This is a genomic window from Ochrobactrum sp. 19YEA23, from assembly GCF_029909865.1.
GTDB classification, from domain to species: Bacteria; Pseudomonadota; Alphaproteobacteria; order Rhizobiales; family Rhizobiaceae; genus Brucella; species Brucella gambitense.
On record NZ_JASAMQ010000008.1, the window covers coordinates 1 to 25,204 of the forward strand.

Here is a 25,204-nt window from a genome sequence, read left to right on the forward strand (position 1 = left end):
TAAGGGAGTAAGGGAGTAAGGGAGTAAGGGAGTAAGGGAGTAAGGGAGTAAGGGAGTAAGGGAGTAAGGGAGTAAGGGAGTAAGGGAGTAAGGGAAGAGGATCGCGGGCGCTCGTTCGGCGCAAGCGATTTTTTTAGAGGCTCCGAGTTCCTACCCTATTCCCCTATTCCCCTATTCCCCTATTCCCCTATTCCCCTATTCCCCTCCACACTATTGACGCATCACCCGTCTGCCATTATTAAATGCAAATAGTTTGCAAGTGCATATTGATAATAAAGGTCTTTATAATGACACCCCATGGTGCGGGCCCATCCGAAGGTCACGACGTCACCTTTGAAGGCTGGCGGCGGGATCGAGGCGAAGCCTCTATGTCCGATGTTCATCGCTCCGTGGCGGTTAACCGCTCCGGGTCGCGCTTTCGCAGGGCCATGGCCTTCGTTGGTCCCGGCTATCTTGTCGCCGTCGGCTATATGGACCCCGGCAACTGGGCGACCTCGCTCGCCGGCGGCTCCCGCTTCGGCTATGCGCTGCTTTCGGTCGTGCTTCTGTCCAATCTGATGGCCGTTCTGTTGCAGGCGCTCTGCACGCGGCTTGCGATCGCCACCGGGCGCGATCTGGCGCAGGCCTGCCGCGACGCCTATCCGCGCATACTCGCCTGGCCGCTATGGCTTCTGGCGGAACTCGCAATCTGCGCCACCGATCTTGCCGAAGTTATCGGCACGGCCATTGGCCTCAATCTTCTATTCGGCATTCCGCTCGAAATCGGCGTCATCATCACCGCCGCCGACGTGCTTCTGGTGCTCTATCTGCAAAACAAGGGCTTCCGCCGCGTCGAAGCGCTCATCATGACGCTTCTGGCCGTCATCGCGATCTGCTTCTTGGTCCAGATTCTGATGGCCCAGCCGAAATGGAATGAGGTCATTCTCGGATTTGCGCCGACCGTTGAAATCATCCGCAACCCGGACATGCTTTATATAGCGCTCGGCATTATCGGCGCGACGGTCATGCCGCATAATCTCTATCTGCATTCGGGCATCGTGCAGACCCGCGACTATGGGCACACGACCGCTGAAAAGCGCGAGGCCATTCGCTATTCGACGCTCGATTCCACCATCGCGCTCACTTTCGCGCTTCTGGTCAACGCATCGATCCTGATCCTCGCGGCAGCAAGCTTCAACGCGACCGGCAATACCGGCGTGGAAGATCTCGACAAAGCCCATGCCCTGCTCAACCCGCTGCTCGGATCATCGCTTGCGCCAACGCTTTTTGCCATCGCGCTTCTGTGCTGCGGCCTGAACTCGACCATCACCGCCACCATGGCGGGGCAGATCGTCATGGAAGGCTTTATCCGCATCCGGCTGAAACCGTGGTTGCGCCGCGCCATCACGCGCTTTGTTGCCATTGTGCCCGCCGCTGTTGTCACAATCATGTACGGTTCGCAGGGTACGACGGAACTCCTGATCCTGTCGCAGGTGGTGCTGAGCCTGCAATTGCCTTTCGCGGTGATACCGCTGGTCATGTTCACAGCAGAAAAGAAGAAGATGGGATCGCTGGTCGCTCCGCGCTGGGTCACCTTCCTCGCGGCCATCACCGCCGTCATCATTGTCGTGCTGAACCTGAAGCTCATCTACGATTTCTTCAGCGGCGTGCCGATCTGATCCAATCAAAGCAGCGCCTCCCAAGCAACCGCGCCGCAGAAAGGAAAAGCCCGGCTCAAAGCCGGGCTTTTTCTGATCTTGAGCGCATCCCGAAAAGTGTGAAACGGTTTTCGGAACAAGATGCGCGTAAAAAAGTTAGAGCGCCGATCTGATCCTATCAGATCGGCGCTCTAAAGTAGTGTCAGCCGGTCTGTAAGCCGGGTTCTGTATGGCCGGGCTTTCGCCCGACGTGGCAGCCATTCATCTGGGACGGATGTCGCCACCCGCCTCTTGCAACCCACCCGGACGACTGATCCGGAAACCGATTGCCGGTCCTTGCGAACCGGCGCGCCGTCCCTATTCGGTTTTGCTCCCGGTGGGGTTTACCGTGCCGTCTCCATTGCTGCAGACGCGGTGGGCTCTTACCCCACCCTTTCACCCTTACCTCGTCATCCCTGTCGTTGCAGCTTCTGCACAACGATACGGAAGACGAGGCGGTTTACTTTCTGTGGCACTATCCCTGGGGTCGCCCCCGCCGGGCGTTACCCGGCACCGTATTTCCATGGAGCCCGGACTTTCCTCACCTGCCGCCTTTCGGCATATGACAAGCGCGGCTGCCCGACCGACTGACATCGCGTATAAATTCGCTTCTGTCCGAAAAAGCAACAGAAAAGCCGGTAGCAAAACCGCTACCGGCTTTTCGTTCACATCAAACGGCTTGAAACTCTACGCAACCGCCGACGTAAATTCTGGAGCGAACTCCAAAACAGAGCTTAAAGCCCGGCCATATATGCCTTCACCGAGCTGCAATATTTTGCTGAGATCGGGTTCATGCGCGTTGCGCCATGACCGGCATTGTATTTCAGGATCGTGCCGCAGGTGCTGCCGCCGCCCAGCTTCTGCGCCATAGCGAGATACTTCATGCCGTACTGGATGTTCGTGGCCGGTTCATAAAGCCCCTTGGCCGAGCCGGAATAGCCCATGGCGCGCGCCGTCGAGAGCTTGATCTGCATCAGGCCGATTTCGCCTGCAGCACCACGCACATTCGGCTGGAAATTGCTTTCGTGGCGCACGACAGCATGCGCGAGCGAGGACGGCACGCCATAGGTGGAAGCGTAGCGGTTGATAATCTGCGAATAGCTTCCGCCGCTCTTGGTCGAACGGCTGGAGCCACCGGACTTGGAACCCTTGCCCACAGGCGCAGCACGGTTGGTGATGACCGACACCTTTTTAACCGAAGTCTTTGCCTTATCGGCCTCAGCAACTTTGTTCTGCTGACGCGCCTTGAGAAGAGCTGCGAGGTTGGTTGGTTCACTTGCAGGGGCGCTAAGCGCCGGATTCAGGCCAAACGAACTCATCGCGCCAACAAGGGCGCTAACAATAACAAACTTTACTTTCATAACCTACCGTCTTGGAACGTTTCTTATGGGGGAGCGCCCGTCTTGGGGGGAGACGATCCCGTTTATTCAGGTCCCGGTTGGTATAGGCTCTCAAGGCCCATTTCCGCCGGGATTAATCGATGATCTGACGGGGAAATGCAGCCGAAGATTGGTTGCAAAAGTAAAATCGTCTTACAGGTTGTAACAAAACTGATTCAAACGGGCGCAATTCGGCAACCCTCCGCACAGGCGGAGCCGGAAAAGTGATTCGGCTAAATTTTTGAAAATTTGAACGAAATTCGAATTAAATTGCGAAAGTCATCCCGTTACCGCCGCTCGCTCAGGCGGTAACATTCTGGCGGGAAAAAATCAGTCTGTAGAGGGTATCTATGGTAGAAACATCAGCCACACCGTCTACATTTTGTGGCCGAAAGTGACGCTGAAATGCCTTAACCACCGTTTCCGTGTCCTCATCGAAGACACCGGTGATCTCGACCCCATAGCCATAGAGCGCCAGCATGGACTGCAATGCCTCCACAGGCTGCCCCTGCTCGCCCCGCGCCAGAAACCGACCGCCACGGATCGAGGTCGGCTCGATGAAGTGGCCAATGCCCGCATCATGCAGACGCTTCCACGGAAAGTTGTGGCCCGGATCGGTCTTGCGCGCCGGTGCGATGTCCGAATGCGCAAGCACGTTTTCCGGCGCAATGGCATAACGCTCGCAAATATCACGGCAAAGGCCAATGACTGCCTCGATCTGCGCATCCTTGAAAGGCGGATAGTCTTCCAGATTCCCCGGATTGACGATTTCAATGCCGATGGAGGCTGAATTGATGTCGGTCTCGCCCTTCCAGAAGCTTTTGCCTGCATGCCAGGCACGGGCCTTTTCCGACACCATCTGTGCCACCTGCCCGTCCTCGTGAACGAGATAATGGGCCGAGACCTGCATTTCCGGCGACTTGAGAATGTCGACGGCCTCCTGCGCGGTTGCCAGACCCGTATAATGCAGGATTAGATAGACAGGCGTTTTGCCGTCACGACGCGGACCGAAATTAGGCGAAGGATCGAGCGCAGCGCCCGCAAAGTCGGCCTGCTTCAGCGCCAGTTCGGCCAGATCCTGATCCTCGTCCCGAAATTCGGTTGCGCCGCTCGTTTCCTGCATTACGCAGCCTCCAAATGCTTTTCTATGCTTGCCCAGGCAGCGTTTATGGCAGCAAGACGCGCATTGGCAATAGTAATGAATTCCAGCGGCAGACCTTCCGCGACCAGCCGGTCGGGATGATGCTGCTTGACCAGCGTCCGATAGCGGCTGCGCGCATCGTCGAACGACACACCGCGCTCAAGGCCGAGAATGGCGTAGGGATCGCCCTCGCCGCGCTGCACATGCCGTATTGCGATGCGGTCGAAGGCAACTTCGTCAAAACCGAAGATGCCTGCAACCTCGGTCAAAAACGCCATTTCCTTCTCATGGACATAGCCATCGGCCTTAGCGATATGAAACAGCCCGTCGAGAATATCTTCCAGAAGATGGCATTCGCTTTGCCCTTCCTGACAGAGACCGGCCAGCTGGCGGGCATAGCTTTCAAAGCCTGCCACATCCTGCTTGGCCAGATCATAAAGCCGCGCCACATGGGCGGTTTCTTCCTGCGGCACCGCGAAGATATCCTGAAAGGCCCGTATCTCGTCCTGCGTCACGACCCCGTCGGCTTTCGCCATTTTGGCTGACAGGGCGATCATGGCAATGGAGAAAGCAACCCGCCTGCGCGTATCGGCATCGCCTTCAAAAACGGTGCGCACAGCCTCGATAACGCCTGTAATAGCGTTCGACGTCACTGACGCCACAAACTCACCGATGCGAACCCAAATCGACATGGTTCTGTTCTACAAAATTCCGTCGCTGCTGAAAACCGCCCGCATGAAGTGCGGTCGAAAAAACAATTATTTATATGCTCTTATCACCGGTCTGTGATGAGAAATGCGCCGCATCGAAAGATTATTGCGCTGATTGCGCTTCAAACATACAACCGGAACATTGGCCCAACTCAGTTCGATTGCACCGCGTTCTGGCGTTCAGTGAAAGAGCGTTGCGCTGTCGCGGCAGCCGCTTCTCCCGCGGCCTGAGCCTGTTCTTCATTCTGTCCGACCGCCTTTGCAGCGGAAACGGCGTTGGTGCGCGCCCGTTCAATGGCAGCGGCCTGTTCCTCGGGCGTATTCACACCGGCATTGTCACGCAAGGCCTTGACGAGATCCGGACCTTTTTTGTCCGATGCCCCTTCCGCCGGTGCGGCAGGCTGCGAAACAGCGGTGCCATCCTGCGCCGGAGCAGCGGCCTTCTCGTCATTGCCCTTGCCGCAAGCAGCAAGCGCAACCAGAACAATGGCGGCAACGAAGAACAAGGTGTTACGGTTCATGATCAAAGCCATAGCCGAAGACAGCCTGCGTTTAAACACGGAAATCGCTTGCGCGCCGTCTTTCCCGTAAAATGCCGCGGGATCATTCATTCAATGCAATTCCTTCTGGGACAAATGGCGATCCAGTTTCCCGGATCGCCATTCGTAAGACATTTACCATACGGGACTATGACAGCTCACCGGCTGCAACTTGCCCGCACTTGCTGGGTGCTAAATAACAATCCCGCTTAATTAGCAGGCGCGCTACCCGTACCGCCTGTACCCGTGCCCGGAGTAGCCGGAGCCGGCGTTGCAGGCGTGGTCGTCGTATCATTGTTCGAAGGTGCGGCAGGCGCAGCCGGTGCCGGTGCGGGAGCGTTGCTGGCGCCGTCATCCTTCTTCTCATTGCAGGCGGCAAGGCCCAGAAGCGACACAGCGGCAACAGACGTAATCAGAAACTTCTTCATATTGGCTCTCCTTCCTAGCGTGGGTTTGCTCGTTGCGAGCTTATCCCTGTTGAGCATGGCGCAATTTGCGCAAAACACCCCTCTGCTCTCTTCGTAGCTTTCTTCGTGTCCGGCCGGCTCCTTACCGGTCGATCACTTTTGCGGTTGGATCAGGCACAGAAGTCCTGTCGATACCCACCGTCACAGAAGAAAACGGCAGCGAAGAGGAAAGGTTCTCTCAAATAGTCTTACCGCCCGTAATAAAACGCCAAGATTGCAGGCACTTACTCGTGCATTTCGCTGTCAGAAAGCGGTCATTAATCCGTCAATCCCCTGTCATGCCCCGGTGTTTAACTTTTTGAAACCAAGCGCGGGATTCGTCCCAAAGGGGAATTTTATGGCCGAACAATCAGCTGACGGTACCATTCTGAAACGTGCAGTAACCCAGAACCATGCGCTTTCCCGCGCTGGCTTTTCGGAAAGATTGTTCGCCTGGCTCTTCAAGGGGCTGGTCTATCCGCAGATCTGGGAAGACCCCGATGTGGATATGACAGCGCTCGCAATTCAGCCCGGTCATCGCATCGTCACCATCGCGTCCGGCGGCTGTAACGCTCTGTCTTACCTCACTGCCGATCCGGCGCGCGTGGAAGCGGTGGATCTCAACGAGGCGCACGTCGCCTTCAACCGGCTAAAGCTCGCAGCGCTCAAGAACCTGCCGGATTACAACGCCTTCTACCGCTTTTATGGCAAGGCAGACGACAAGACCAACCTTGCCGCCTACAAGCGCTTCGTGCGTCCGCATCTCGATGCCGAAAGCCGCGCTTACTGGGAAAAGCGCAAGTGGAACGGTCGCCAGCGCATTTCGATCTTCTGGCGCGACCTCTACCGTCACGGCCTGCTGGGTGTGTTCATCGGCATGGGGCACCGTGTGGCGCGCCTTTACGGCATCGACCCACGCGATATCCTCAAGTCGCGCACCATCGAAGAACAGCGCAGCTTCTTCGACACGGCGCTGGCGCCTTTGTTTGAAAAGCGCATGGTGCGCTGGGCGACGGCGCGTAAATCCTCGCTGTTCGGCCTCGGCATTCCACCCCAGCAATATGACGCGCTTGCCACTGCTGGAAACGGCAACATGGCCGAGGTGCTGCGCAGCCGCCTCGAAAAGCTCGCCTGCGGCTTTCCGCTGACGGAAAACTACTTCGCCTGGCAGGCCTTCGGGCGCGGCTATAGCGGCGATGAGGAAACCGGCCCGTTGCCGCCTTATCTGTCACGCGCCAATTTCGAAACGGTGCGCGCCCGCGCCGACCGCATGACGGTCCAGAACGCCAATTACACTGATTTTCTCGCCGCCAAGCCTGCTGCATCGGTGGATCGCTACATCCTGCTCGACGCGCAGGACTGGATGAACGACAGCCAGCTCAATGCCGTCTGGAACGAAATCACACGCACTGCCGCGCCGGGCGCTCGCGTAATTTTCCGTACCGCCGCCGAACCGAGCCTGCTGCCCGGTCGTGTTGCACCGGAAATCCTCGGCCGCTGGGAATATCGCGCCGAAGAATCCCGCGCATTGCACGACCGCGACCGCTCGTCGATCTATGGCGGATTTCACCTCTATGTCCTGAAGGACGCCTGATATGCTGCAAAGCCCGGAAGGAAGCCGTGCGAGCGCACAGGGCAATGGTCAGGGTGCAAGCCATGCGCGTTTGATGGACAAGGTTTACCGCCATCAGCGTCATTTCTATGATGCGACCCGCAAATATTACCTTCTGGGTCGCGACCAGATGATCGCGACACTCCATGTGCCAGACGGCGGCAGCATTCTGGAAATCGGTTGCGGCACCGGTCGCAACCTCGTCAAAACGGCGCAGCACTACCCCGATGCCAAACTTTACGGCATCGATATTTCAGCAGAGATGCTGGATACCGCCCGCAGCGCCGCCAAACGTGCAGGGATCGAAAGCCGTACCCAACTGGAACTTGCAGATGCGGCGCAGTTCGATCCCGAGCAGCTTTTCCGTCAAACCGGCTTCGACCGCATCTTCATTTCTTACGCCATATCGATGATTCCGCAGTGGCAATCGGTCATTCGCGAAAGCATCCGGCATCTCGGACCGGATGGTGAATTGCATGTCGTCGATTTCGGCGATCAGTCCCGCCTGCCCGGATGGTTCAAGCGCGGTCTCTACACATGGCTCGACTGGTTCCATGTAACGCCGCGGCAGGACATGTTCGCCATATGTGAGCGGCTTGCAGCCGAGCGCGGCCTGTCGGCGGAGCGCCGCGTGCTTTATCGCGGCTTTGCGTGGATAGCCGTTATTCGCGCTTCAGCTTAAAATTAGGAGCAAGAACAGCACTGGGCTGATGACGACCGGTCGCGGATCGCGTAACCGTTGTAGGGACTGATTCGCGACACCGGAAACCCTGCATGAAACGTCTCATGAGCCGTCTGGCCAGCCGCAATTTTCTTGGCTCTTGCTTTGCCTCCTGCATGGGCGTCTTTCTGCTTTCGGCCTGTACGACGGTGGATTACGATTTTTCCGATGTGAAGAAGCACGGCACGGTTGCCCGTATTCCGCCGCCATCGGGATCAGTGAAGGCGCCACGCTTCGGTGATAGCAATCCGCATGACTGGACCGGCAAGACGCCGTGGCACTATCCGATCCACGGCACCGACGTTTCAAAATACCAGGTCAACACCGACTGGAGCGCCGTGCGCGCCAGCGGCATCTCCTTTACCTTCATCAAGGCGACCGAGGGCGGCGACCGAGTAGACGACCGCTTCGCCGAACACTGGAACGGCACCCGCGAGGCGGGCATTCCCCGCAGCGCCTATCATTTCTATTATTTCTGCCGTCCGGCCATCGAACAGGCCCGTTGGTATATCCAGAATGTACCGCGCGATCCTTCCGCGCTGCCGCCGGTTCTCGATATGGAATGGAACCCGCAATCGCCAACCTGCAAATTACGGCCCAATGCGGCGGTTGTGCGCAAGGAAATGCGCATCTTCCTTGCCGCGCTTGAAAAGCACTATGGCAAGCGTCCGATCATCTACACGACCGTCGATTTCTTCGACGACAATGATCTGCGCCAGATTCCGGACTATCCGTTCTGGCTGCGCTCGGTCGCCGGTCATCCGGATGAGAAATACGGCCCGCATCCGTGGACGTTCTGGCAATATACCGGCACGGGCGTCATTCCGGGCATCAAGGGCGATGCAGACATCAATGTCTTCGCGGGCGACGCCGCCACGTGGAAAAAGTGGCTGGAAAGCAACAAGGCCCGTTAAGACGGGCCTGTTTGAGCTCACACATCAAGTTTTGCTTCATTTCCATGGCTTGTTGGGGCAATAGCTTTAGCAATCCTTGGAAGGGACCTGTTGCTCCCTGCAAAACGAGTGTGAGTTACCGATGAAGTTTGTTGCTTCCATCATGACAGCCGCCCTGCTCGCTTCGACCGCGGTGTCGAATGCACAGACCGCCAATGCCTCTCCGACACCCACGGTTCCCGCTGAAACTGCCGTCAATGCACCCAAGCCGGAATGCGAAACCGATCTTGGCCAGTGGATCGAAAATCTGGCCAAGGAAGCGCGTGAAGCGGGCGTCGGCGAAAAGGGTATCAGCGAGTTGCACAAGGCATCGCTTGAGCAGAAAGTGCTCGACCGGGATCGCAAGCAGACTGTTTTCAATTTGACCTTCACCGAATTTTCCAAGCGCCTCATCTCCGAAGCGCGCTTGAAAAAAGGCCGGGAAAATCTGATCAAACAGGCCGATGTCTTCAAGAAAGTTGAAGAAACCTACGGCGTGCCGGGTCCGGTTCTTGCCTCTTTCTGGGGCCTTGAAACCGATTACGGCGCAATTCAGGGCGACTTCGACACGCTGAACGCGCTCGTCACCCTTTCCTATGACTGCCGCCGTCCGGATCTCTTCCGTCCGCAGCTGATCGCGCTGCTCAAGCTGTTCGACACGGGCGTTGTTGATGCCAGCACGACCGGCGCATGGGCTGGCGAAATCGGCATGATGCAGCTTCTGCCCAAGGATTATCTGGAGCGCGGCGTCGATGGTGACGGCGACGGCAAGGTCGATCTGAAGAACAGCGTTCCTGACGCCATGATGACCGCTGGTCGCATGATTTCCGAACTGGGCTGGAAACGCGGCCAGCCGTGGCTGGAAGAAGTGCGCATCACCAAGGATCTGCCCTGGGAAGAAGCCATCCGCACCAATCGCAAGCCGCATTCCTGGTGGGCTGAGCAGGGCGTGACCGGCCTGAATGGTCCACTCGGACCCGATGACGGCGATGCCTCTCTGCTGCTGCCGCTTGGCCGCAAGGGCCCGGCCTTTTTGTCCTATTCGAATTTCGACGTCTTCGTCGAATGGAACAAGTCCATCGTCTACGCGACGACCGCCGCCTATTTTGCAACGCGCCTTGCCGGTGCGCCTGCATTCGATCCCGGCAATCCGATTCCGGGTTTGACGCAGGAGCAGATGAAGGAGTTGCAAACGAAGCTTCAGGCACGCGGCTATGATATGGGCGCGAAGATCGACGGCGTTTACGGTCTCCTGACTCGCGATGCTGTGCGCGCCGAACAGATGCGGCTTGGCATGCCTGCCGATTCCTGGCCAACCCAGGAGCTTCTGGACAAGCTCTAAGAACATCATAAGGCGCGGGATCATCTCCGCGCCTTTTCCTATTCTGCTCTCATCACGAATGCCTGTTTCATGCTCACTACCCTGCTCGTCGTCCTGCCTGTATTTGCGCTCATTTTCTCCGGATGGGGCGCCTTCAAGCTGAAAATACTGGGACCACATGCCATTGCAGAGCTGAACCGCTTCGTGGTCTATCTCGCGCTGCCTGCGCTATTGTTCGACATCATGGCAAATACCCATGGCAGCGAACTCTGGCAGCCGGGATTCATTGCCGTCTTCCTGCTGAGCAGCGCCATCGCCTTCGTCTTGCCCTTTCTTGTGCGGCTGCGCGGAAAGCTGCCGCTTGCCGATACAGCACTCGACGGCCTCAATGCCGCCTATCCCAATACGGGCTATATGGGCATTCCGCTGTCGATGATCGCTTTCGGCTCCGGCGTTCTGGCCGCAACCACCATCTCCATCATCATCACCGTTTGCGTCACTTTCGCATTTGCGATCGTGTTGATCGAAATCGGTCTGCAAACCGAAAAGAAGCCGTTTCATCTCGTCTGGAAAGTCGTTCGCTCACTCATCCGCAATCCACTGCTTTTTGCACCGGCGCTCGGAGCGATCTTCTCTTTCCTCGGGTTGACGATCCCCGCCCCTGCCGAAACCTTTCTGAAAATGCTCGGCGGCGCAGCATCACCCTGCGCGCTTGTGGCGCTCGGTCTGTTTCTCGCACAATCGCGCAAGGTCGAACGCGAAAGCGTCAACGCCATTGCCTTCCTCGTTTCGGTCAAGCTGATCGTCCAGCCGCTCGCCACATGGCTGCTTGCAGTCTATGTGTTCGAATTGCCGCCGCTGATGGCGGAAAGCGCTGCCCTTCTCGCGGCCTTGCCGACGGGCACCGGCCCTTTCATGCTCGCCGAACATTATCGGCGCGAGGCAGCCATCACCTCCAATGTCATTCTCTATTCGACAGTCATTTCCGTGGTGACTCTGTCGGCGTTTCTCGCCCTGATCCGCTGACGAAAAGCGGGGTATCGCTGCAAACAGCCTGTGGAAATTGTGGCAATTGCCCCGTAAATCCTGTCAGTTCTGTGTCTTTTTCATGAAATGTGAACAGATTTTTCAGGTCAGAAATTTCAATAACTTAGGTGGTAAACAGAAGGTTTTTTTCGCAATCACGCCAGGTTGCAGTACGAAATCTTCTTTTGTTCGCGGCTTTTTGCGCTTAGATTCCAGTCTCTACCAGCGCGCGCCGGGCGCTTGTCTGGCGCATATGAAGGAGACAGACCGATGGGACTGACACGATCTTTGAATGTCCTCATGATCTGTGCAGCATTTGCATTTGTTGCAGCGTTGATAGCAGGCGTCATACCGTAAAGCAGACGCATCAGACCATTACGGCGACACAGGTTTCGAGGATAGACCCGTCTCGCAAGAAACAGAAAGCCCGCCGAAACGGCGGGCTTTTTTCTTGGTCTCGTAAAGGACTTATGCAGGCTCCAGAGCCGCTTCGGTCTTGGGGCGAATGCCGATCATATGGCAGATCGCATAGGGCAGATCGGCGCGGTTCATCGTATAGAAATGGAAGTCCTGCAAGCCGCGTTCGATCAGATCCATAACCTGTTCGGCGGCGATGGCCGCAGCCACCAGCTGATGCGTCTGCGGATCATTTTCCAGCCCGTCGAAACGCTCTGCCAGCCAGGCCGGAATATGCGTCGCGGAACGGGCGCAGAAATTCTTGACCTGCTTGAAATTATGCACCGGCAAGACGCCCGGAACGATCGGGATATAAATCCCAGCCCGGCGCACGCGCTCAACATAACGCTCATAAAGATCGTTCTCGAAGAAGAACTGCGTGATCGCGCGCGTGGCGCCAGCGTCCACCTTGCGCTTCAGCATGTCGATATCGGTTGCGAAATCAGGGCTTTCCGGATGCTTTTCCGGATAGGCCGAAACCGAAATATCGAAATCCGAAATCTGGCGCAGGCCGCCGACCAGATCAGCGCCATTCAGATAGCCGCCGGTTGTCGGCACATATTTTTCGCCAATGCCCGCAGCCGGATCACCGCGCAGGGCGACGAAACGGTTGACGCCGAGATCGGCGAACTCGCGGACTACGCGGTCGACTTCCTCGCGCGTTGCATCCACACAGGTCAGATGCGCCGCAGGCTGGATATCGGTTTCCTTCAGGATACGCGCGACAGTGCGGATCGTACGCTCACGCGTCGAGCCGCCCGCACCATAGGTGACGGACACGAATTCCGGTTGCAAAGGCGCCAGCCGTGTGACCGTTTCCCAGAGGCGCTGTTCCATTTCTTCCGACTTGGGCGGAAAGAATTCGAACGATACCCGGGTGGTCTGGCCGACATCCGGTCGGCGGGAAAGACCATAAAAACCCATCACACTGTCTCCGTCATGCTTGATTCATTCTTTGCCGGATCAGCAATGAGCAGACGCGGATCGCGTGCAAGCCAAAGCTTGACGGTCAGTCCCTCATCGCCGCTTGCACCCTTCGGGGTCAGCTCCAGCGTCTTTTCAGGCTCAAGGCCTGCTTCCTTCATCCAGCCCAGCATCTGCTCGTCGCTGAAGCCGAGGCGCAAATGCGCATGGTCTTCGCGTAGGAATTCGAGCGTATGCGGCGCAAAATCGACAATCAGCAAACGACCATTCGGGCGCAGCGCACGCGCGCCTTCGCGGATCGCCGAAAGCGGATCGTCCAGAAAGTGTAGCACCTGATGGATCGTCACCAGATCGAAGCTCTCGCGTTCGACCGGCAGGGCATAAACATCGCCCTGACGCACCTGCGCATTGCCGATGGCTGCAAGATCGAGATTGGCGCGGGCTACCGCCAGCATGTCGCGATTAATGTCGATGCCGAGACCACGCGCATAAAGCGGCGCGAAAAGCTCCAGCAAGCGCCCGGTACCAGTCCCGACATCGAGCATGGCTTGAAACGGCTTCTCGCCGACGATCTTCTTGAGCGCAATTTCTACCGCATTTTCGGACACATGCAGCTTGCGGATTTCGCCCCAGCTACCCGCATTGGCGCTGAAATAGGCCGCAGCCTTTTCCTGACGGCTGGACTTGACCTGTGATAGCCGCTCCAGATCGCGCTCGACCAGCGCATCAGAACGGTCGAGACGCGCCAGCAAGCCACGCGCAAGATCACCGCAGATCGCATTGTCCGCCAGCCGGAAATAGGCCCATGCCCCTTCCTGATAGCGGTCGATGAGATCGGCTTCGCCCAATAGCTTGAGATGGCGTGACACGCGCGGCTGCGACTGGCCGAGAATGGTCGTCAGATCGGAAACCGTCAGGTCGCCCCGCGCCAGAAGCGCCAGAATGCGCAGACGGCTTGGCTCTGCCACCGCCTTCAGCACATCCACCATCTGATCGAGTTGCAACTGCAAACCGGCCATATCTTCAGCTCTTCCGTTGGACGCAACCCACGCTGCGCTTAAAAACATATAAAGATATGTTTATATGGAAAGGCATTCCTATGCAAGCGCTTTTCATGGCAGAATGAATCGAGCTGGGGATTCGTTCACAGTGAATGCGGGAAAGGAAAGCGCCATGCGTGCGAGCACTATGCGTCAAAAGGCAATCGCCAAATCGCTCACATTGCTGCTTCCAGCGGTCCCCTATTCGGATTCGGAACCGATCAGAGCGGCGGCTCTGGCCCCGCACATGAAGACATTGCCGCCATCCACGGCGGTGTGGCTTGCCACGGTGGCGCATGTGCGCCATGCCCATACGGATTACGATACGCTACGCGATGACGGATATGACAAGGATTCCGCCCGCTTCTTCGTGCTGGATGCAATCAATTCAAAGCTGACGGAATGGCGTGCAACGCGGCTTTTATCGCCGGAAGACGACGAAGCGGTGGAGATGTGAAAACGCCGCCCGGAGGCGGCGTTTTGATCGTTTTGAGTGTTGGTCTGCTTAATCGACAGACCCATGCCCTTGCAGATAGCCGTGCTTGCGCGGGTTCGGCATGAAGATGCTGACCGCGAAGACGATGACCATCATGATGGTCACGTACCAGAAGAAGCCGCTTTCCATGCCCTGCTGCTTGAACCACAGCGCGACATATTCCGCCGTGCCGCCAAAGATTGCATTGGCGATAGCGTAGGAGAAACCGACGCCGAGTGCACGCACTTCCGCCGGGAAAAGCTCGGCTTTCACGATACCGCTGATGGAGGTGTACATGCTCACCACGGCCAGAGCGATCACGATGTAGATGAAGGCCATGGTCGAGCTCTGCACCGAGCCGATCAGCGTCATCAAAGGGATCGTCGTGAGGATCGAAATACCGCCGAAGCCGATCATCATGGTCTTGCGACCGACCTTGTCGGAAAGCGCGCCGAACAGCGGCTGCATGAGCATATAGGCCAGCAGCACGAAGGTCATCGTTTCACTGGCGGTTTCCTTGCTCATACCAGCCGTGTTGACCAGATATTTCTGCATATAGGTGGTGAAGGTATAGAAGGCGAGCGAACCGCCTGCCGTGAAGCCGACAACCACCAGAAACGCCTTGCGATGATGCTTCCAGATGGTGGCGAAGCTGCCGGCAGCCTTGCTGTTGCGGGTTTCTTCAGTCGTGGTTTCATGCAGCGTGCGGCGCAGAAAGAGCGCCACGATGGCTGCGAGACCGCCGATTGCGAACGGGATGCGCCAGCCCCAGGCATGAAGCTGCTCGGATGTGAGCATGAACTGGAGGAGCACGATTACCAGCACGGCCAGAAGCTGGCCGCCGATCAGCGTGACATACTGAAACGACGAGAAGAAGCCGCGACGCCCAGCAAGCGCCACTTCACTCATATAGGTCGCTGTCGTGCCGTATTCGCCGCCGACCGAAAGGCCCTGCAACAGACGCACGATCAGTAACAGTACCGGAGCCAGCACACCAATTGAGGCGTAGGTCGGCAGAATAGCGATGGCAAACGAGCCGAAACACATCATGGTGACGGAAATCAGCATCGATGTGCGGCGGCCCAGCTTGTCGGCGATACGGCCGAACAACCAGCCGCCGATCGGACGCATCAAAAAGCCAGCCGCGAAAATCGCAGCTGCATTCAAAAGCTGACTGGTCTGATCCTCAGCGGGGAAAAACTGCGATGCGAAGTAAAGCGCACCAAACGAATAAACGTAGAAATCATACCATTCAACCAGATTGCCTGAGGCGCTGGCCACAATCGCATAGACACGACGGCGCGTATCGTGGGCGTCATGCGCCGCTTCGACCTCGCCATTGGCATCGACATGCGTTCCTGCATTGCTCATGTTAAAAACTCCCAAAAGCGGATTCTGCTACCCACATCGAACGACAGCGATACTGTTGGATAAAGCGCAACGTTATAAGGATGCTCGCTAAATTAGCGCAGGTCCAGAATGCGACCAGACCATAGGTGCAAAATCGTTTGCATGCAATCTATTGACCCGTGACGAATGGCAAAGCGGGCGACGACAATTCACCTGCCACCGCCCACCGCAGTTCTTTGAAATAATTGCAAAAATCCTGGATCAACGCGGCCATCGACACGGAGAGCATCAATCACATCCCCGTGTAGTGACCGGTTTCGGCATGATTATCGCTTCTGAACAACCATGAAGATGCGCGGGAACCGAAGCAGCACCTTGCCGTCGCGAGTCGTCGGATAATGGGGCGCGATGCGCTCCTTATAGGCTGCGAGATAGGCCGCCTGCTCATCCGCATCCAGCGGGTCGAGGAACGGTCGAAGGCCTGTGCCCTTGACCCATTCCACAATGGCATCGACGCCTGCGAGCGGGTGATTGTAGATCGTGTGCCAGATATCAATCCGCGCCGCATCGGCTGCAAGCGCATCGTAATAGGTGGCGACCGGCGGCAACACGCCCCTGCCCGTCTTGCCGATCTTGGCTGCAAAAGGCTCAGTCTTGGCAACGTCGCGCATCCCGACATGGGTTTGCTCACCCATATTATCCGGCATCTGGATCGCCAGAAATGCGCCCGGCTGCAGCAAGGACAACAGTCGCTGCAATTGCTCGATATGATCAGGCAACCACTGGAAGACTGCGTTGGAGAACAACACGTCGGTTTCGGCATCCGGCTCGAAACTGGCGGCATCGCTGATGAAGAACTCCACATCCGGCAAACGGGCCTTCGCCTTGTCGATCATATCCGGCGATGTATCGAAGCCCGCGATCTGAGCATCCGGCCAGCGCTCCACAAGAAGCTCGGTCGAATTGCCGGGTCCACAGCCAATATCCACCACCTTGCGCGGTGCAGTCAGGGGTATCTGCGCCAGAAGATCGCGCGCCGGGCGGCTGCGTTCATCTTCAAACTTCAGATATTGCTTTGCGGACCAGTCTTTCATCGTCTTTCCTTTCATCAAATGAAAAGGCCGGTGCGATGCACCGGCCTTGGAAGTCATTATCGGGTAAGCGGCTTGTAGGTCACCCGCTTCGGGTTGACGCTTTCCGGTCCGAGACGACGGACCTTGTCAGCCTCATAGTCTTCGAAGTTGCCTTCGAACCATTCAACATGGCTGTCGCCTTCGAAAGCGAGGATATGCGTCGCCAGACGATCGAGGAACATACGATCGTGGGAGATGATAACAGCGCAGCCAGCGTATTTTTCGAGCGCATCTTCAAGCGCTGCCAGCGTTTCCGTATCAAGATCGTTGGTCGGTTCGTCGAGGAGGAGAACGTTGCCGCCTGCCTGCAACATCTTGGCAAGATGCACACGGTTGCGCTGACCACCGGAAAGGTTACCAACCTTGGCCTGCTGATCGCCGCCCTTGAAGTTGAACGCACCGCAATAAGCGCGCGAGTTCATTTCAAACTTGCCGAGCTTGATGATGTCGTTGCCGCCGGAAATTTCTTCCCAGACATTCTTGTTCGGATCAAGGTGATCGCGGCTCTGATCGACGTAGCCAAGATGCACAGTATCACCGATGCGGATCAAACCGGAATCCGGCTTTTCCTGACCAGTGATCATCTTGAACAGCGTCGACTTACCGGCGCCGTTCGGGCCGATAACACCAACGATACCGCCTGGAGGCAGCTTGAAGGTCAAGTTTTCGATCAGCATACGGTCGCCAAACGACTTGGTCAGACCTTCAGCTTCAATAACCACCTGGCCGAGACGCTCACCTGCCGGGATCAGAATCTGGGCATCGCCCGGACGCTGGTTTTCCGCAGCTTCAACGAGCTGATCGTAAGCCTTGATACGTGCTTTCGACTTGGCCTGACGCGCCTTCGGGCTCGCGGCAATCCACTGGCGCTCACGCTCAAGAGCTTTCTGACGCGAATCTTCTTCACGTCCTTCCTGAATCATACGCTTGGCCTTGGCTTCAAGATAAGCCGAGTAGTTGCCTTCGTAAGGAATGCCACGACCACGGTCGAGTTCGAGAATCCAGCCGGTCACATTGTCGAGGAAGTAGCGATCGTGCGTGATAAGCAGGACAGCGCCCTGATATTCGCGCAGATGCTTTTCCAGCCATGCGGTGGTTTCGGCGTCAAGGTGGTTGGTCGGTTCGTCGAGCAGCAGCAGGTCAGGCTTCGACAGCAGCAGCTTGCAAAGTGCAACGCGACGACGCTCACCGCCCGAAAGCTTGGTGACATCGGCATCGGCTGGCGGGCAGCGCAGCGCTTCCATCGCCATTTCAACCTGGCTTTCCAGATCCCAGAGGTTCTGGCTGTCGATGACATCCTGAAGCGCCGCGCCTTCGTCGGCAGTTTCATCAGAATAGTTCATCATCAGTTCGTTGTAACGGTCGAGAATGGCGGTCTTTGCTGCCACACCTTCCATCACGTTGCCGAGCACAGTCTTGTCTGGGTCGAGATGCGGTTCCTGCGCGAGATAACCGCACGTAGCGCCGTCTGCGAGCCAGGCTTCGCCGGTATATTCCTTGTCGAGACCGGCCATGATCTTGAGGATCGTCGACTTACCGGCGCCGTTGGGGCCGAGAATACCGATCTTCGCATCTGGATAGAATGACAGGTGAAGGTTTTCGATAACCTTCTTGGCTCCGTAAGCCTTGTTCAGGCCGGACATATGATAAATGAATTGGCGTGCCATAAAGCGCGTCGTCTCCACGGGTTGGAAAGCGCGGCGGGTTCATGCGAAGCCGAACCGCGCGGAAATTGCTGAGGCGTATGTATGCCAAATAAAGAGCAGACGCAAACGCCATCGCGTAAAACAAAAATGACGGGCAAGACATTGTTCGAAGAAGCACGCGCTTGAAAAATGGGGCTTAAAAGAATGAAACCGGGCGCGGATATTTCCGTCACCCGGTTTCCCCTCTGGCCACCGTCCGCGAAAGTTTCCTCCCTTTCATCGGACGGCCTGCAAATGATGGCTTGGATTTCTCTAAATGACGCCCTTTATAACCGTCAAAGCCCCTGTAATTCCCCGTTGAGCGTAGATTTGCCCAGCTTTTCACGCATTTCAAGCAGAATTTGCACAAAAAACGCTTTTGCCTAAAATTCGCTCATACAACGTTGTCATGCCTCTTTTAATACCGCGTTCAACGGGGGAATTGACTATTTGCGCGGCATAAAATCAGATGGCAAAATGTTGTTTGAAACCGTTCATCACATCTCCCTGTCCGACGCGACGCAACTGCCGTTTCGAAGCGCGCTTGCCGATACACCGCGCGCTGTCGTTCAGATATGCCACGGCCTTGCGGAACATTCCGCGCGCTATGGCCGGTTTGCCAAAGCGCTCACAGAGGCTGGCTATCACGTCTATGCCCATGACCACCGTGGCCATGGCGTGAATATTGGCGCTCATGCACCGAGAGGAATGTTTTCACAAAAGCAAGGCCATGATGTGGCCATCAACGATGTTCTGGCACTGAACCGCCACATCCATCTTGAGCATCCTGGCTTGCCGGTGGTCCTGTTCGGGCATTCGATGGGCGGTCTGATTGCCCTGAACTATGTGCTGGACCATGCCGACACGGTGGACGCCGCTGCAGTCTGGAATGCCAATTTCGACGGCGGGCTTGAAGCTAAAGCCGCTGCGGCTCTTCTTTATATAGAGCGCATGCTGAAAGGGTCGGATGTTCCAAGCAGCCTGTTGCCGAAACTGACCTTCCGCGCCTGGGGCCGCGCCATTCCCGGCCATCGCACGCTCTTCGACTGGTTGTCGCGCGACCCGGCGGAGGTCGATGCCTATGTCGCCGACCCGCTCTGCGGCTTCGACGCCACTGTATCCCTTTGGCTCGATCTCGTGCACATGACCGCGCGCGGCGCGGATGATCGCAACTTCAGCAATATCCCGCGCAACCTGCCCTTTCATCTGGTCGGCGGCAGCGAAGATCCGGCTACTGCCAAAGGTGCTGCCGTCTCCCGGCTGGCGAAGCGCATGCAGCGCATGGGGTTCACACGGGTGACCTGCCTGATCCTCGCAGAAACCCGCCATGAAAGTCTCAACGACATTAATCGAAACGAAGTGACGCAGAAATTTCTGGATTGGCTGGCGGAAACCCTTCCGTCTCTGTCGAAGTCCGGTTAAGAAGCGGCGGCATTCTCTTCTGTTGGGCTTGGCTCACGATTTCTTGAAGCATCTTGGCTTCTTCGGGTATTCAGTGCTAGAGCATCGGCCCCGAAAGTGATTATCGGTTTCGGGAAAAGCCGATGCTGAAAAAACTGGCCGCGGCTTGCGCGATATCGGGCCTCCAGACATCGAAAATGGAGCCTGCGCTTGAAGAATAGCGCAAGGAACGAAGGAACACTCTGCGTGGAAACACCGACAATCTCTGTTGTCATCCCCTGCCGTAACGAGGCGGACAATCTGGCCTTTTTGCTGGATGAAGTGGATTCCGCGATGCAGGGTCGCGCCTATGAAGTGATTGTCGTCGATGACGGCTCGACGGACTCGACAAGCGATGTGATTGCCCGGCGCATCCATGCAGGCAAGCCGCTGCGCCATTTGCGCCATGACCGCTCATCCGGCCAGAGCGCGGCGGTGCGTTCCGGTGTTTTTGCCGCACACGGCAATATTGTAGTGACGATGGATGGCGACGGCCAGAACGATCCGGCCTATCTGCCAATGCTGGTCGACGCGCTCGTCGAAGCTGGCGAAGGTTATGGCATTGCCGCCGGCCAGCGCCTGAAGCGCACGGATACCAAGTTGAAGCAATTGTCGTCGCGCTTCGCCAATAATCTGCGCGGCGCTATCCTGAAGGACAAGACGCGCGATTCCGGTTGCGGCCTCAAGGCGCTGCATACGGACCTGTTCCGCCAGCTGCCTTTCTTCGACGGCTGGCACCGCTATCTGCCATCGCTGGCGCTGCGCGAAGGTTTCGATGTCGTGCATGTGGATGTGGTCGACCGCGAACGCCGCCACGGCAAATCCAATTACGGCATTCTCGATCGCGGACTGCGTGGCATTCTCGATCTTTATGGTGTCTGGTGGCTGCGCAAGCGCCGCAAGGTTGTGCCGCGTGTGACGGAGATTACCCATGACTGACATTTTCAACAGCCTGTCGCATTGGCTGCACGAAGTTTTCGTCGCTCAGTGGGATGGCTGGATCGTGCTTGGCTTCATCGCACAGGCCTGTTTCACCATGCGCTTTGTCGTGCAGTGGCTGGCATCTGAGAAGGCCAAGAAAAGCGTCATGCCGGTGGCATTCTGGTTCTTCTCGCTCTTCGGCGGCGCATTGCTGCTGATCTATGCGATCCAGCGCAAGGACCCCGTATTCATCGCGGGACAGGGTCTTGGTCTCGTTGTCTATGTCCGCAATCTCTGGCTGATCGCCAATGAGAAGAAGCAGATCACGGCGAGCGAATAAAGCGCTGCCCGTAGCAGATCAAAAAAGTGCGCCAGAACTGTCCGTCCTGACGCACTCATTTTCTAAGAACCTATCCGACAATCAGACCTTTACTGTACGGCCCACCGAACGATAATCGAGGCCGGTACCTGTGATATCTTCAGCCTTATAGACATTGCGCAGGTCGATCAAAACTTTTCCAGTCATCGCTTTTGCAACGCGCTTGAGATCGAGCGCCCGATAGGCGTTCCATTCGGTCAGAAGCGCGACCACGCCAGCGCCTTCCGCCGCCTCATAGGCCGAGCTGCACCAGATCACACCCGGCAGAACAGCCTTGGCTGCATCCATGGCTTCCGGATCGTGCGCCCGCACTGAAATCCCGGCCTTCTGGATTGCGGTCACGATGTCCAGTGCCGGAGACTCGCGAATATCATCGGTATTCGGCTTGAACGCGATGCCAAGCACCGCGACTGTCTTTGCGCCGCTTTCCTTCGCAGCAGAAACGATGCGTTCCGCCATCGACTGCTTGCGCATTTCGTTGATGGAAATCACTTCCTCGATCAGCGACTGCGGGGCGTCGTAACGCTTACCGGTCGCGGCAAAGGCGCGTGTATCCTTCGGGAAGCATGAGCCGCCAAAGCCCGGGCCAGCATGAAGGAATTTCGAACCAATGCGGTTATCCATCCCGATGGCGCGCGCAACTTCCTGCACATTACCGCCGGTCTTCTCACACAGATCTGCGACCTGATTGATGAAGGTCACCTTCATGGCCAGAAAGGCATTAGCTGCGTATTTGATGATCTCGGCATTTTCGAGCGATGTCACGACCATCGGCGTTTCACGCAGATAGAGCGGACGATAGAGACGCTGCATCGCAGCTTTGCCGCTCTCGTCCTCTACGCCGACCACGACGCGGTCCGGCCGCATGAAATCCTCGATGGCCGAGCCTTCGCGCAGGAATTCAGGGTTGGAAACCATGGAGAACGCCACACCTGGGCGCGCTGCGGCAATGCGGTCGCGGATGCGCGCATTGGTGCCGACGACGACCGTGGACTTGATGACAACCACAGCGCCCGGCTTCATCGCCGCAGCAATCTCGTCGGCTGCCGCTTCGATATATTGCAGGTCGGCCTCGCCATCGCCGCGCCGGGACGGCGTACCGACAGCAATGAAAATCACATCCGCATCGGCAACGCTTGATGCAAGATCAGTGCTGAAGTCCAGCCGCCCGTCACGGATGTTGCGGGTCAGCAGTTCATCGAGACCCGGCTCGAAAATCGTGACCTTGCCCGCCTCAAGCCGTTCGATGATCGACGGGTTCTTGTCGACACAGGTGACGTGAAAGCCAAATTCGGCAAAACACACGCCCGAAACCAGACCCACATAGCCCGTACCGATCATCGCCAGCTTCATATGTTCAGTCCTTCAGTTTGATTAGGCCGATCCGCCTGAGGAGATTCCGGTTATGGCCTGCCGAAAATGGTGGGGTTTGAGAACCGGCGCGCAGCCTACTTAATGTAGGTGAGCACCGGAAGCGCAAAATCACGCCATTTGCAGGCGGCCAGAGCCGAAATCTGTTGGCTTAGAGCCACTTGTCATAGTCAGATACAAGCAAATGCAGCGGCTTCTCGTTTTCTTCAATGTTCGAAAAGCGGCCAATCGGCTCGCGGAAAATATTGTCGGTGAGATCGTCATTGACGGTCGAGACTTCGCCGATCAGCACGTCGCCGCCCTCGCCCCAGAAGGCATGCCAGTTGCCGGGCAGAAGCGTCACGCTTTCACCGGGCGACAGTTTCAGATGCGCGCCCGCCTTCTGCATCACGAGACGACCGTCGGTCGCGACAGTGACATCGGACTGTTCGCAGACGCTGCCATCGGGACGCGAGTTGAACAGTTCAAGCACCAGCGTGCCGCCACCGCGATTGATGATGTCTTCGGCCTTCACCACATGGCGATGCATCGGCGACAACTGGTTCTCGCGCGAGATCATGATCTTCTCAGCATAAAGCATGCCGCCGCCGCGCTTGAGGTCATCGGCATTGCCGTTGCGTGTCGTAAACAGGAAAAGGCCGAGGTCCTTGAACTTGCCCTGACCGTAATCCGTAATGTCCCAGCCCAGACGCGCATCGCGAATGGCTGCGGCATCGCTGCCCGTCCGCAGCTTCATCTCTTCCGGGGTCCAGTAAGCGAAGGGCGGCATGACATAGCCAAATGAGCGGATAAACGCATCGCTTTCGCGGATAATCTCGTTGATTTCTGAACGCTTCATGGCCTCTGGACCTCCCACGGAATGAAACAAATTCTGTCTGGTTGGTGTGGTAACTATCTTTCCCACCAGTTGGCAATCCCGGAAATGCTTTGCAGCCAGCTGTCACGCATATTTGCTGTTATACGCCTTGCCGCAAAAGCGACATTTTGGCGTGTCGTCTTTACGCGAAATCCATGTCGCATCCCAATGCGCGTTTAGAACATTTCAGTGATTGAATCATGACAACAGAAGCCAGTCCGGCCCCCGAAGCGGGAGCAGACAAGCCATTGATGTAACGGCAAAAGCCGTGCTTCTGGAAGACAAAGGGAACACCGGATCAGGCCAAGGTCGCTGGGAGAACAGCAAATGCCGATCCTAACGAAGATGAAGCAAGGGTCGTGATGATGGACGTTCGCAACGAAATGCTGGGACTTTTGACCGGGCGCGACCCCAATTTCAGCCTGGAGCAGAAGTTTTACACCGATCCCGATTACTACAAGCTGGATCTGGAAAACATCTTCTATCGCGACTGGCTGTTTGTCGGCCATGATTGCGAACTGCCGAAGACCGGCTCCTATATGACCGTGCAGGTCGGCGCTTATCCGGTCGTCATCGTGCGCGACGCACAGGGCGGTATTCGCGCCTTCCACAATTCCTGCCGCCATCGCGGCTCGCGCATCTGTTCTGCCGAAAAAGGCACGGCGGCCAAGCTCGTCTGCCCCTATCACCAGTGGACCTATGAACTGGACGGCCGCCTGCTGTTCGCGCGCCAGGTAGGCCCGGATTTCAAGCCCGCCGAATATGGCCTGAAGCAGGTACATTGCGAGACGGTTGCAGGCTATATCTATATCTGCGTCGCCGACGAAGCGCCGGATTTCGCCGCCTTCCGCGATCTGGTCGAACCCTATCTCGCGCCGCATAATATCAAGGACGCCAAGGTCGCTTTCGAAAGCTCGATCATCGAAAAGGGCAACTGGAAACTGGTCTGGGAAAACAATCGCGAGTGCTATCACTGCGCGGCCAACCATCCGGAACTCTGCCGCACCTATCCCGAAGCGCCATCAGCAACCGGCGTGCAGGGTGTCATGGAAGACCCGGAAATCAACCAGCTCTGGAAGAATTGCGCCAGCGCCGGTCTGCCGGCGGAATTCAAAATGTCCGAAGACGGTCGCTATCGCATCACCCGCATTCCGCTTCTGCGCGATGCTGTGAGCTACACGATGTCGGGCAAGGCCGCAGTCAAAAAGCCGCTCAGCGAACAGGTTGCAGGCGATACCAATATTGGCGCGATGCTGCTTTTCAACTATCCGGTCACGTGGAACCACCTGATGGCCGATCACGCCATTTCCTTCCGCGTCATGCCAATCAGTGCTGAGGAAACCCTCGTCACCACCAAATGGCTGGTGCACAAGGATGCGGTCGAAGGCGTCGATTACGATCTGGACGAACTGACCCATGTGTGGATACAGACAAACGATCAGGATCGGCAGATCGTCGAGGAAAATGCCGTCGGCATCCGCTCGCCCGCCTATCAGCCCGGCCCTTATTCGGTTGAGCATGAAGGTGGCGTGATGCAGTTCCTCGAATGGTACACCAATACGATCACGCCGCGCCTGCGTGGTGAAGCGGCCAAGCTGAGCCGCGTGGCCTGATCAAGGCCCGCTGAACGAACCAAGCCGCAGGCCGGGATCAAGTCCGGCCTGTCCCGTT

General features: G+C 57.1%; 22 protein-coding genes, 1 other RNA gene and 1 pseudogene. 11 read left to right on the top strand and 13 right to left on the bottom strand.

Features of this window, described 5'->3' with window-relative positions; translation table 11 throughout:
* Positions 1-287 precede the first annotated feature (287 nt).
* Entirely contained in the window at positions 288-1,658 is a 1,371-nt protein-coding gene (locus tag QBD01_RS19105; RefSeq protein WP_280994114.1) for an Nramp family divalent metal transporter, read from the top strand.
* Between the two features lie 177 nt (positions 1,659-1,835).
* Here the strand turns inward: QBD01_RS19105 and rnpB are convergent.
* From rnpB to QBD01_RS19135, 6 genes and pseudogenes are all read right to left on the bottom strand, one after another.
* Positions 1,836-2,267: RNase P RNA component class A (gene rnpB, locus QBD01_RS19110), an RNA gene on the bottom strand.
* Between the two features lie 143 nt (positions 2,268-2,410).
* Positions 2,411-3,037: a transglycosylase SLT domain-containing protein gene (locus tag QBD01_RS19115; RefSeq protein ID WP_182521042.1), complete on the bottom strand. Its 627-nt coding sequence runs from the start codon at positions 3,035-3,037 to the stop codon at positions 2,411-2,413.
* Positions 3,038-3,356: 319 nt separating this feature from the next.
* Complete coding sequence (locus QBD01_RS19120; RefSeq protein WP_280994115.1) at positions 3,357-4,178, bottom strand: N-acetylmuramoyl-L-alanine amidase; 822 nt, start codon at positions 4,176-4,178, stop codon at positions 3,357-3,359.
* Positions 4,178-4,888, bottom strand: a complete 711-nt coding sequence (locus QBD01_RS19125; protein WP_078338669.1) for a DnaJ family molecular chaperone — start codon at positions 4,886-4,888, stop codon at positions 4,178-4,180. Before QBD01_RS19125 ends, QBD01_RS19120 begins: the two co-directional genes overlap by 1 nt.
* A 170-nt stretch (positions 4,889-5,058) precedes the next feature.
* Positions 5,059-5,513 (bottom strand): annotated as a pseudogene (locus tag QBD01_RS19130) (antifreeze protein).
* Between the two features lie 141 nt (positions 5,514-5,654).
* Positions 5,655-5,873, bottom strand: coding sequence for a hypothetical protein (locus tag QBD01_RS19135; RefSeq protein ID WP_113534689.1), 219 nt, complete (start codon positions 5,871-5,873; stop codon positions 5,655-5,657).
* A gap of 376 nt (positions 5,874-6,249) precedes the next feature.
* Here QBD01_RS19135 and QBD01_RS19140 point away from each other — a divergent pair, with 376 nt between their 5' ends.
* From QBD01_RS19140 to QBD01_RS19160, 5 genes are all read left to right on the top strand, one after another.
* Positions 6,250-7,485, top strand: a complete 1,236-nt coding sequence (locus QBD01_RS19140; RefSeq protein WP_280994116.1) for a DUF3419 family protein — start codon at positions 6,250-6,252, stop codon at positions 7,483-7,485.
* 1 nt (position 7,486) lies between these two features.
* Complete coding sequence (locus QBD01_RS19145; protein ID WP_280994117.1) at positions 7,487-8,185, top strand: class I SAM-dependent methyltransferase; 699 nt, start codon at positions 7,487-7,489, stop codon at positions 8,183-8,185.
* 104 nt (positions 8,186-8,289) lie between these two features.
* Entirely contained in the window at positions 8,290-9,138 is an 849-nt protein-coding gene (locus QBD01_RS19150; protein ID WP_280994258.1) for a GH25 family lysozyme, read from the top strand.
* A gap of 121 nt (positions 9,139-9,259) precedes the next feature.
* The gene (locus tag QBD01_RS19155; protein ID WP_280994118.1) at positions 9,260-10,498 is read left to right on the top strand and encodes a lytic murein transglycosylase; all 1,239 of its coding nucleotides are present in this window, start codon (positions 9,260-9,262) and stop codon (positions 10,496-10,498) included.
* A 69-nt stretch (positions 10,499-10,567) separates the two neighbouring features.
* Positions 10,568-11,503 carry an AEC family transporter gene (locus QBD01_RS19160; RefSeq protein WP_280994119.1) on the top strand — a complete coding sequence of 312 codons (936 nt, stop codon included), beginning with the start codon at positions 10,568-10,570 and terminating at the stop codon, positions 11,501-11,503.
* Positions 11,504-11,971: 468 nt separating this feature from the next.
* Here the strand turns inward: QBD01_RS19160 and metF are convergent, their stop codons facing one another.
* Complete coding sequence (gene metF, locus QBD01_RS19165) at positions 11,972-12,883, bottom strand: methylenetetrahydrofolate reductase [NAD(P)H] (protein ID WP_280994120.1); 912 nt, start codon at positions 12,881-12,883, stop codon at positions 11,972-11,974.
* Positions 12,883-13,902, bottom strand: coding sequence for a metalloregulator ArsR/SmtB family transcription factor (locus tag QBD01_RS19170; protein ID WP_280994121.1), 1,020 nt, complete (start codon positions 13,900-13,902; stop codon positions 12,883-12,885). Before QBD01_RS19170 ends, metF begins: the two co-directional genes overlap by 1 nt.
* Positions 13,903-14,056: 154 nt before the next feature.
* Here QBD01_RS19170 and QBD01_RS19175 point away from each other — a divergent pair, with 154 nt between their 5' ends.
* Positions 14,057-14,380 (top strand): DUF2293 domain-containing protein, encoded by a 324-nt coding sequence (locus tag QBD01_RS19175; protein ID WP_078338863.1) that lies wholly within the window; start codon positions 14,057-14,059, stop codon positions 14,378-14,380.
* 48 nt (positions 14,381-14,428) lie between these two features.
* On the opposite strand, the gene QBD01_RS19180 is transcribed toward QBD01_RS19175, so the two are convergent.
* From QBD01_RS19180 to ettA, 3 genes are all read right to left on the bottom strand, one after another.
* Complete coding sequence (locus QBD01_RS19180; protein WP_280994122.1) at positions 14,429-15,769, bottom strand: MFS family transporter; 1,341 nt, start codon at positions 15,767-15,769, stop codon at positions 14,429-14,431.
* Positions 15,770-16,074: 305 nt separating this feature from the next.
* A complete protein-coding gene (gene tam / locus QBD01_RS19185) occupies positions 16,075-16,842 on the bottom strand; it encodes a trans-aconitate 2-methyltransferase (RefSeq protein WP_280994123.1) in 768 nt (255 codons plus the stop codon).
* A gap of 56 nt (positions 16,843-16,898) precedes the next feature.
* Positions 16,899-18,548 (bottom strand): energy-dependent translational throttle protein EttA, encoded by a 1,650-nt coding sequence (gene ettA, locus QBD01_RS19190; protein WP_280994124.1) that lies wholly within the window; start codon positions 18,546-18,548, stop codon positions 16,899-16,901.
* 495 nt (positions 18,549-19,043) lie between these two features.
* On the opposite strand from ettA, the gene QBD01_RS19195 reads away from it, so the two are divergent.
* The 3 genes from QBD01_RS19195 to QBD01_RS19205 all read left to right on the top strand — a co-directional run bounded on the left by QBD01_RS19195 (position 19,044) and on the right by QBD01_RS19205 (position 21,267).
* Positions 19,044-19,988 carry an alpha/beta hydrolase gene (locus tag QBD01_RS19195; protein WP_280994125.1) on the top strand — a complete coding sequence of 315 codons (945 nt, stop codon included), beginning with the start codon at positions 19,044-19,046 and terminating at the stop codon, positions 19,986-19,988.
* Between the two features lie 225 nt (positions 19,989-20,213).
* Entirely contained in the window at positions 20,214-20,945 is a 732-nt protein-coding gene (locus tag QBD01_RS19200) for a glycosyltransferase family 2 protein (RefSeq protein ID WP_182521028.1), read from the top strand.
* Positions 20,938-21,267, top strand: a complete 330-nt coding sequence (locus QBD01_RS19205; protein WP_078338680.1) for a lipid-A-disaccharide synthase N-terminal domain-containing protein — start codon at positions 20,938-20,940, stop codon at positions 21,265-21,267. The genes QBD01_RS19200 and QBD01_RS19205 overlap by 8 nt, the downstream gene beginning before the upstream one ends.
* 81 nt (positions 21,268-21,348) lie before the next feature.
* On the opposite strand, the gene QBD01_RS19210 is transcribed toward QBD01_RS19205, so the two are convergent.
* Both QBD01_RS19210 and QBD01_RS19215 read right to left on the bottom strand, forming a co-directional pair.
* Positions 21,349-22,659, bottom strand: coding sequence for a UDP-glucose/GDP-mannose dehydrogenase family protein (locus QBD01_RS19210; protein ID WP_280994126.1), 1,311 nt, complete (start codon positions 22,657-22,659; stop codon positions 21,349-21,351).
* Positions 22,660-22,828: 169 nt separating this feature from the next.
* Positions 22,829-23,515 (bottom strand): D-lyxose/D-mannose family sugar isomerase, encoded by a 687-nt coding sequence (locus QBD01_RS19215; protein WP_280994127.1) that lies wholly within the window; start codon positions 23,513-23,515, stop codon positions 22,829-22,831.
* A 383-nt stretch (positions 23,516-23,898) separates the two neighbouring features.
* On the opposite strand from QBD01_RS19215, the gene QBD01_RS19220 reads away from it, so the two are divergent.
* Positions 23,899-25,146 carry an aromatic ring-hydroxylating dioxygenase subunit alpha gene (locus QBD01_RS19220; RefSeq protein WP_280994259.1) on the top strand — a complete coding sequence of 416 codons (1,248 nt, stop codon included), beginning with the start codon at positions 23,899-23,901 and terminating at the stop codon, positions 25,144-25,146.
* Positions 25,147-25,204 lie beyond the last annotated feature (58 nt).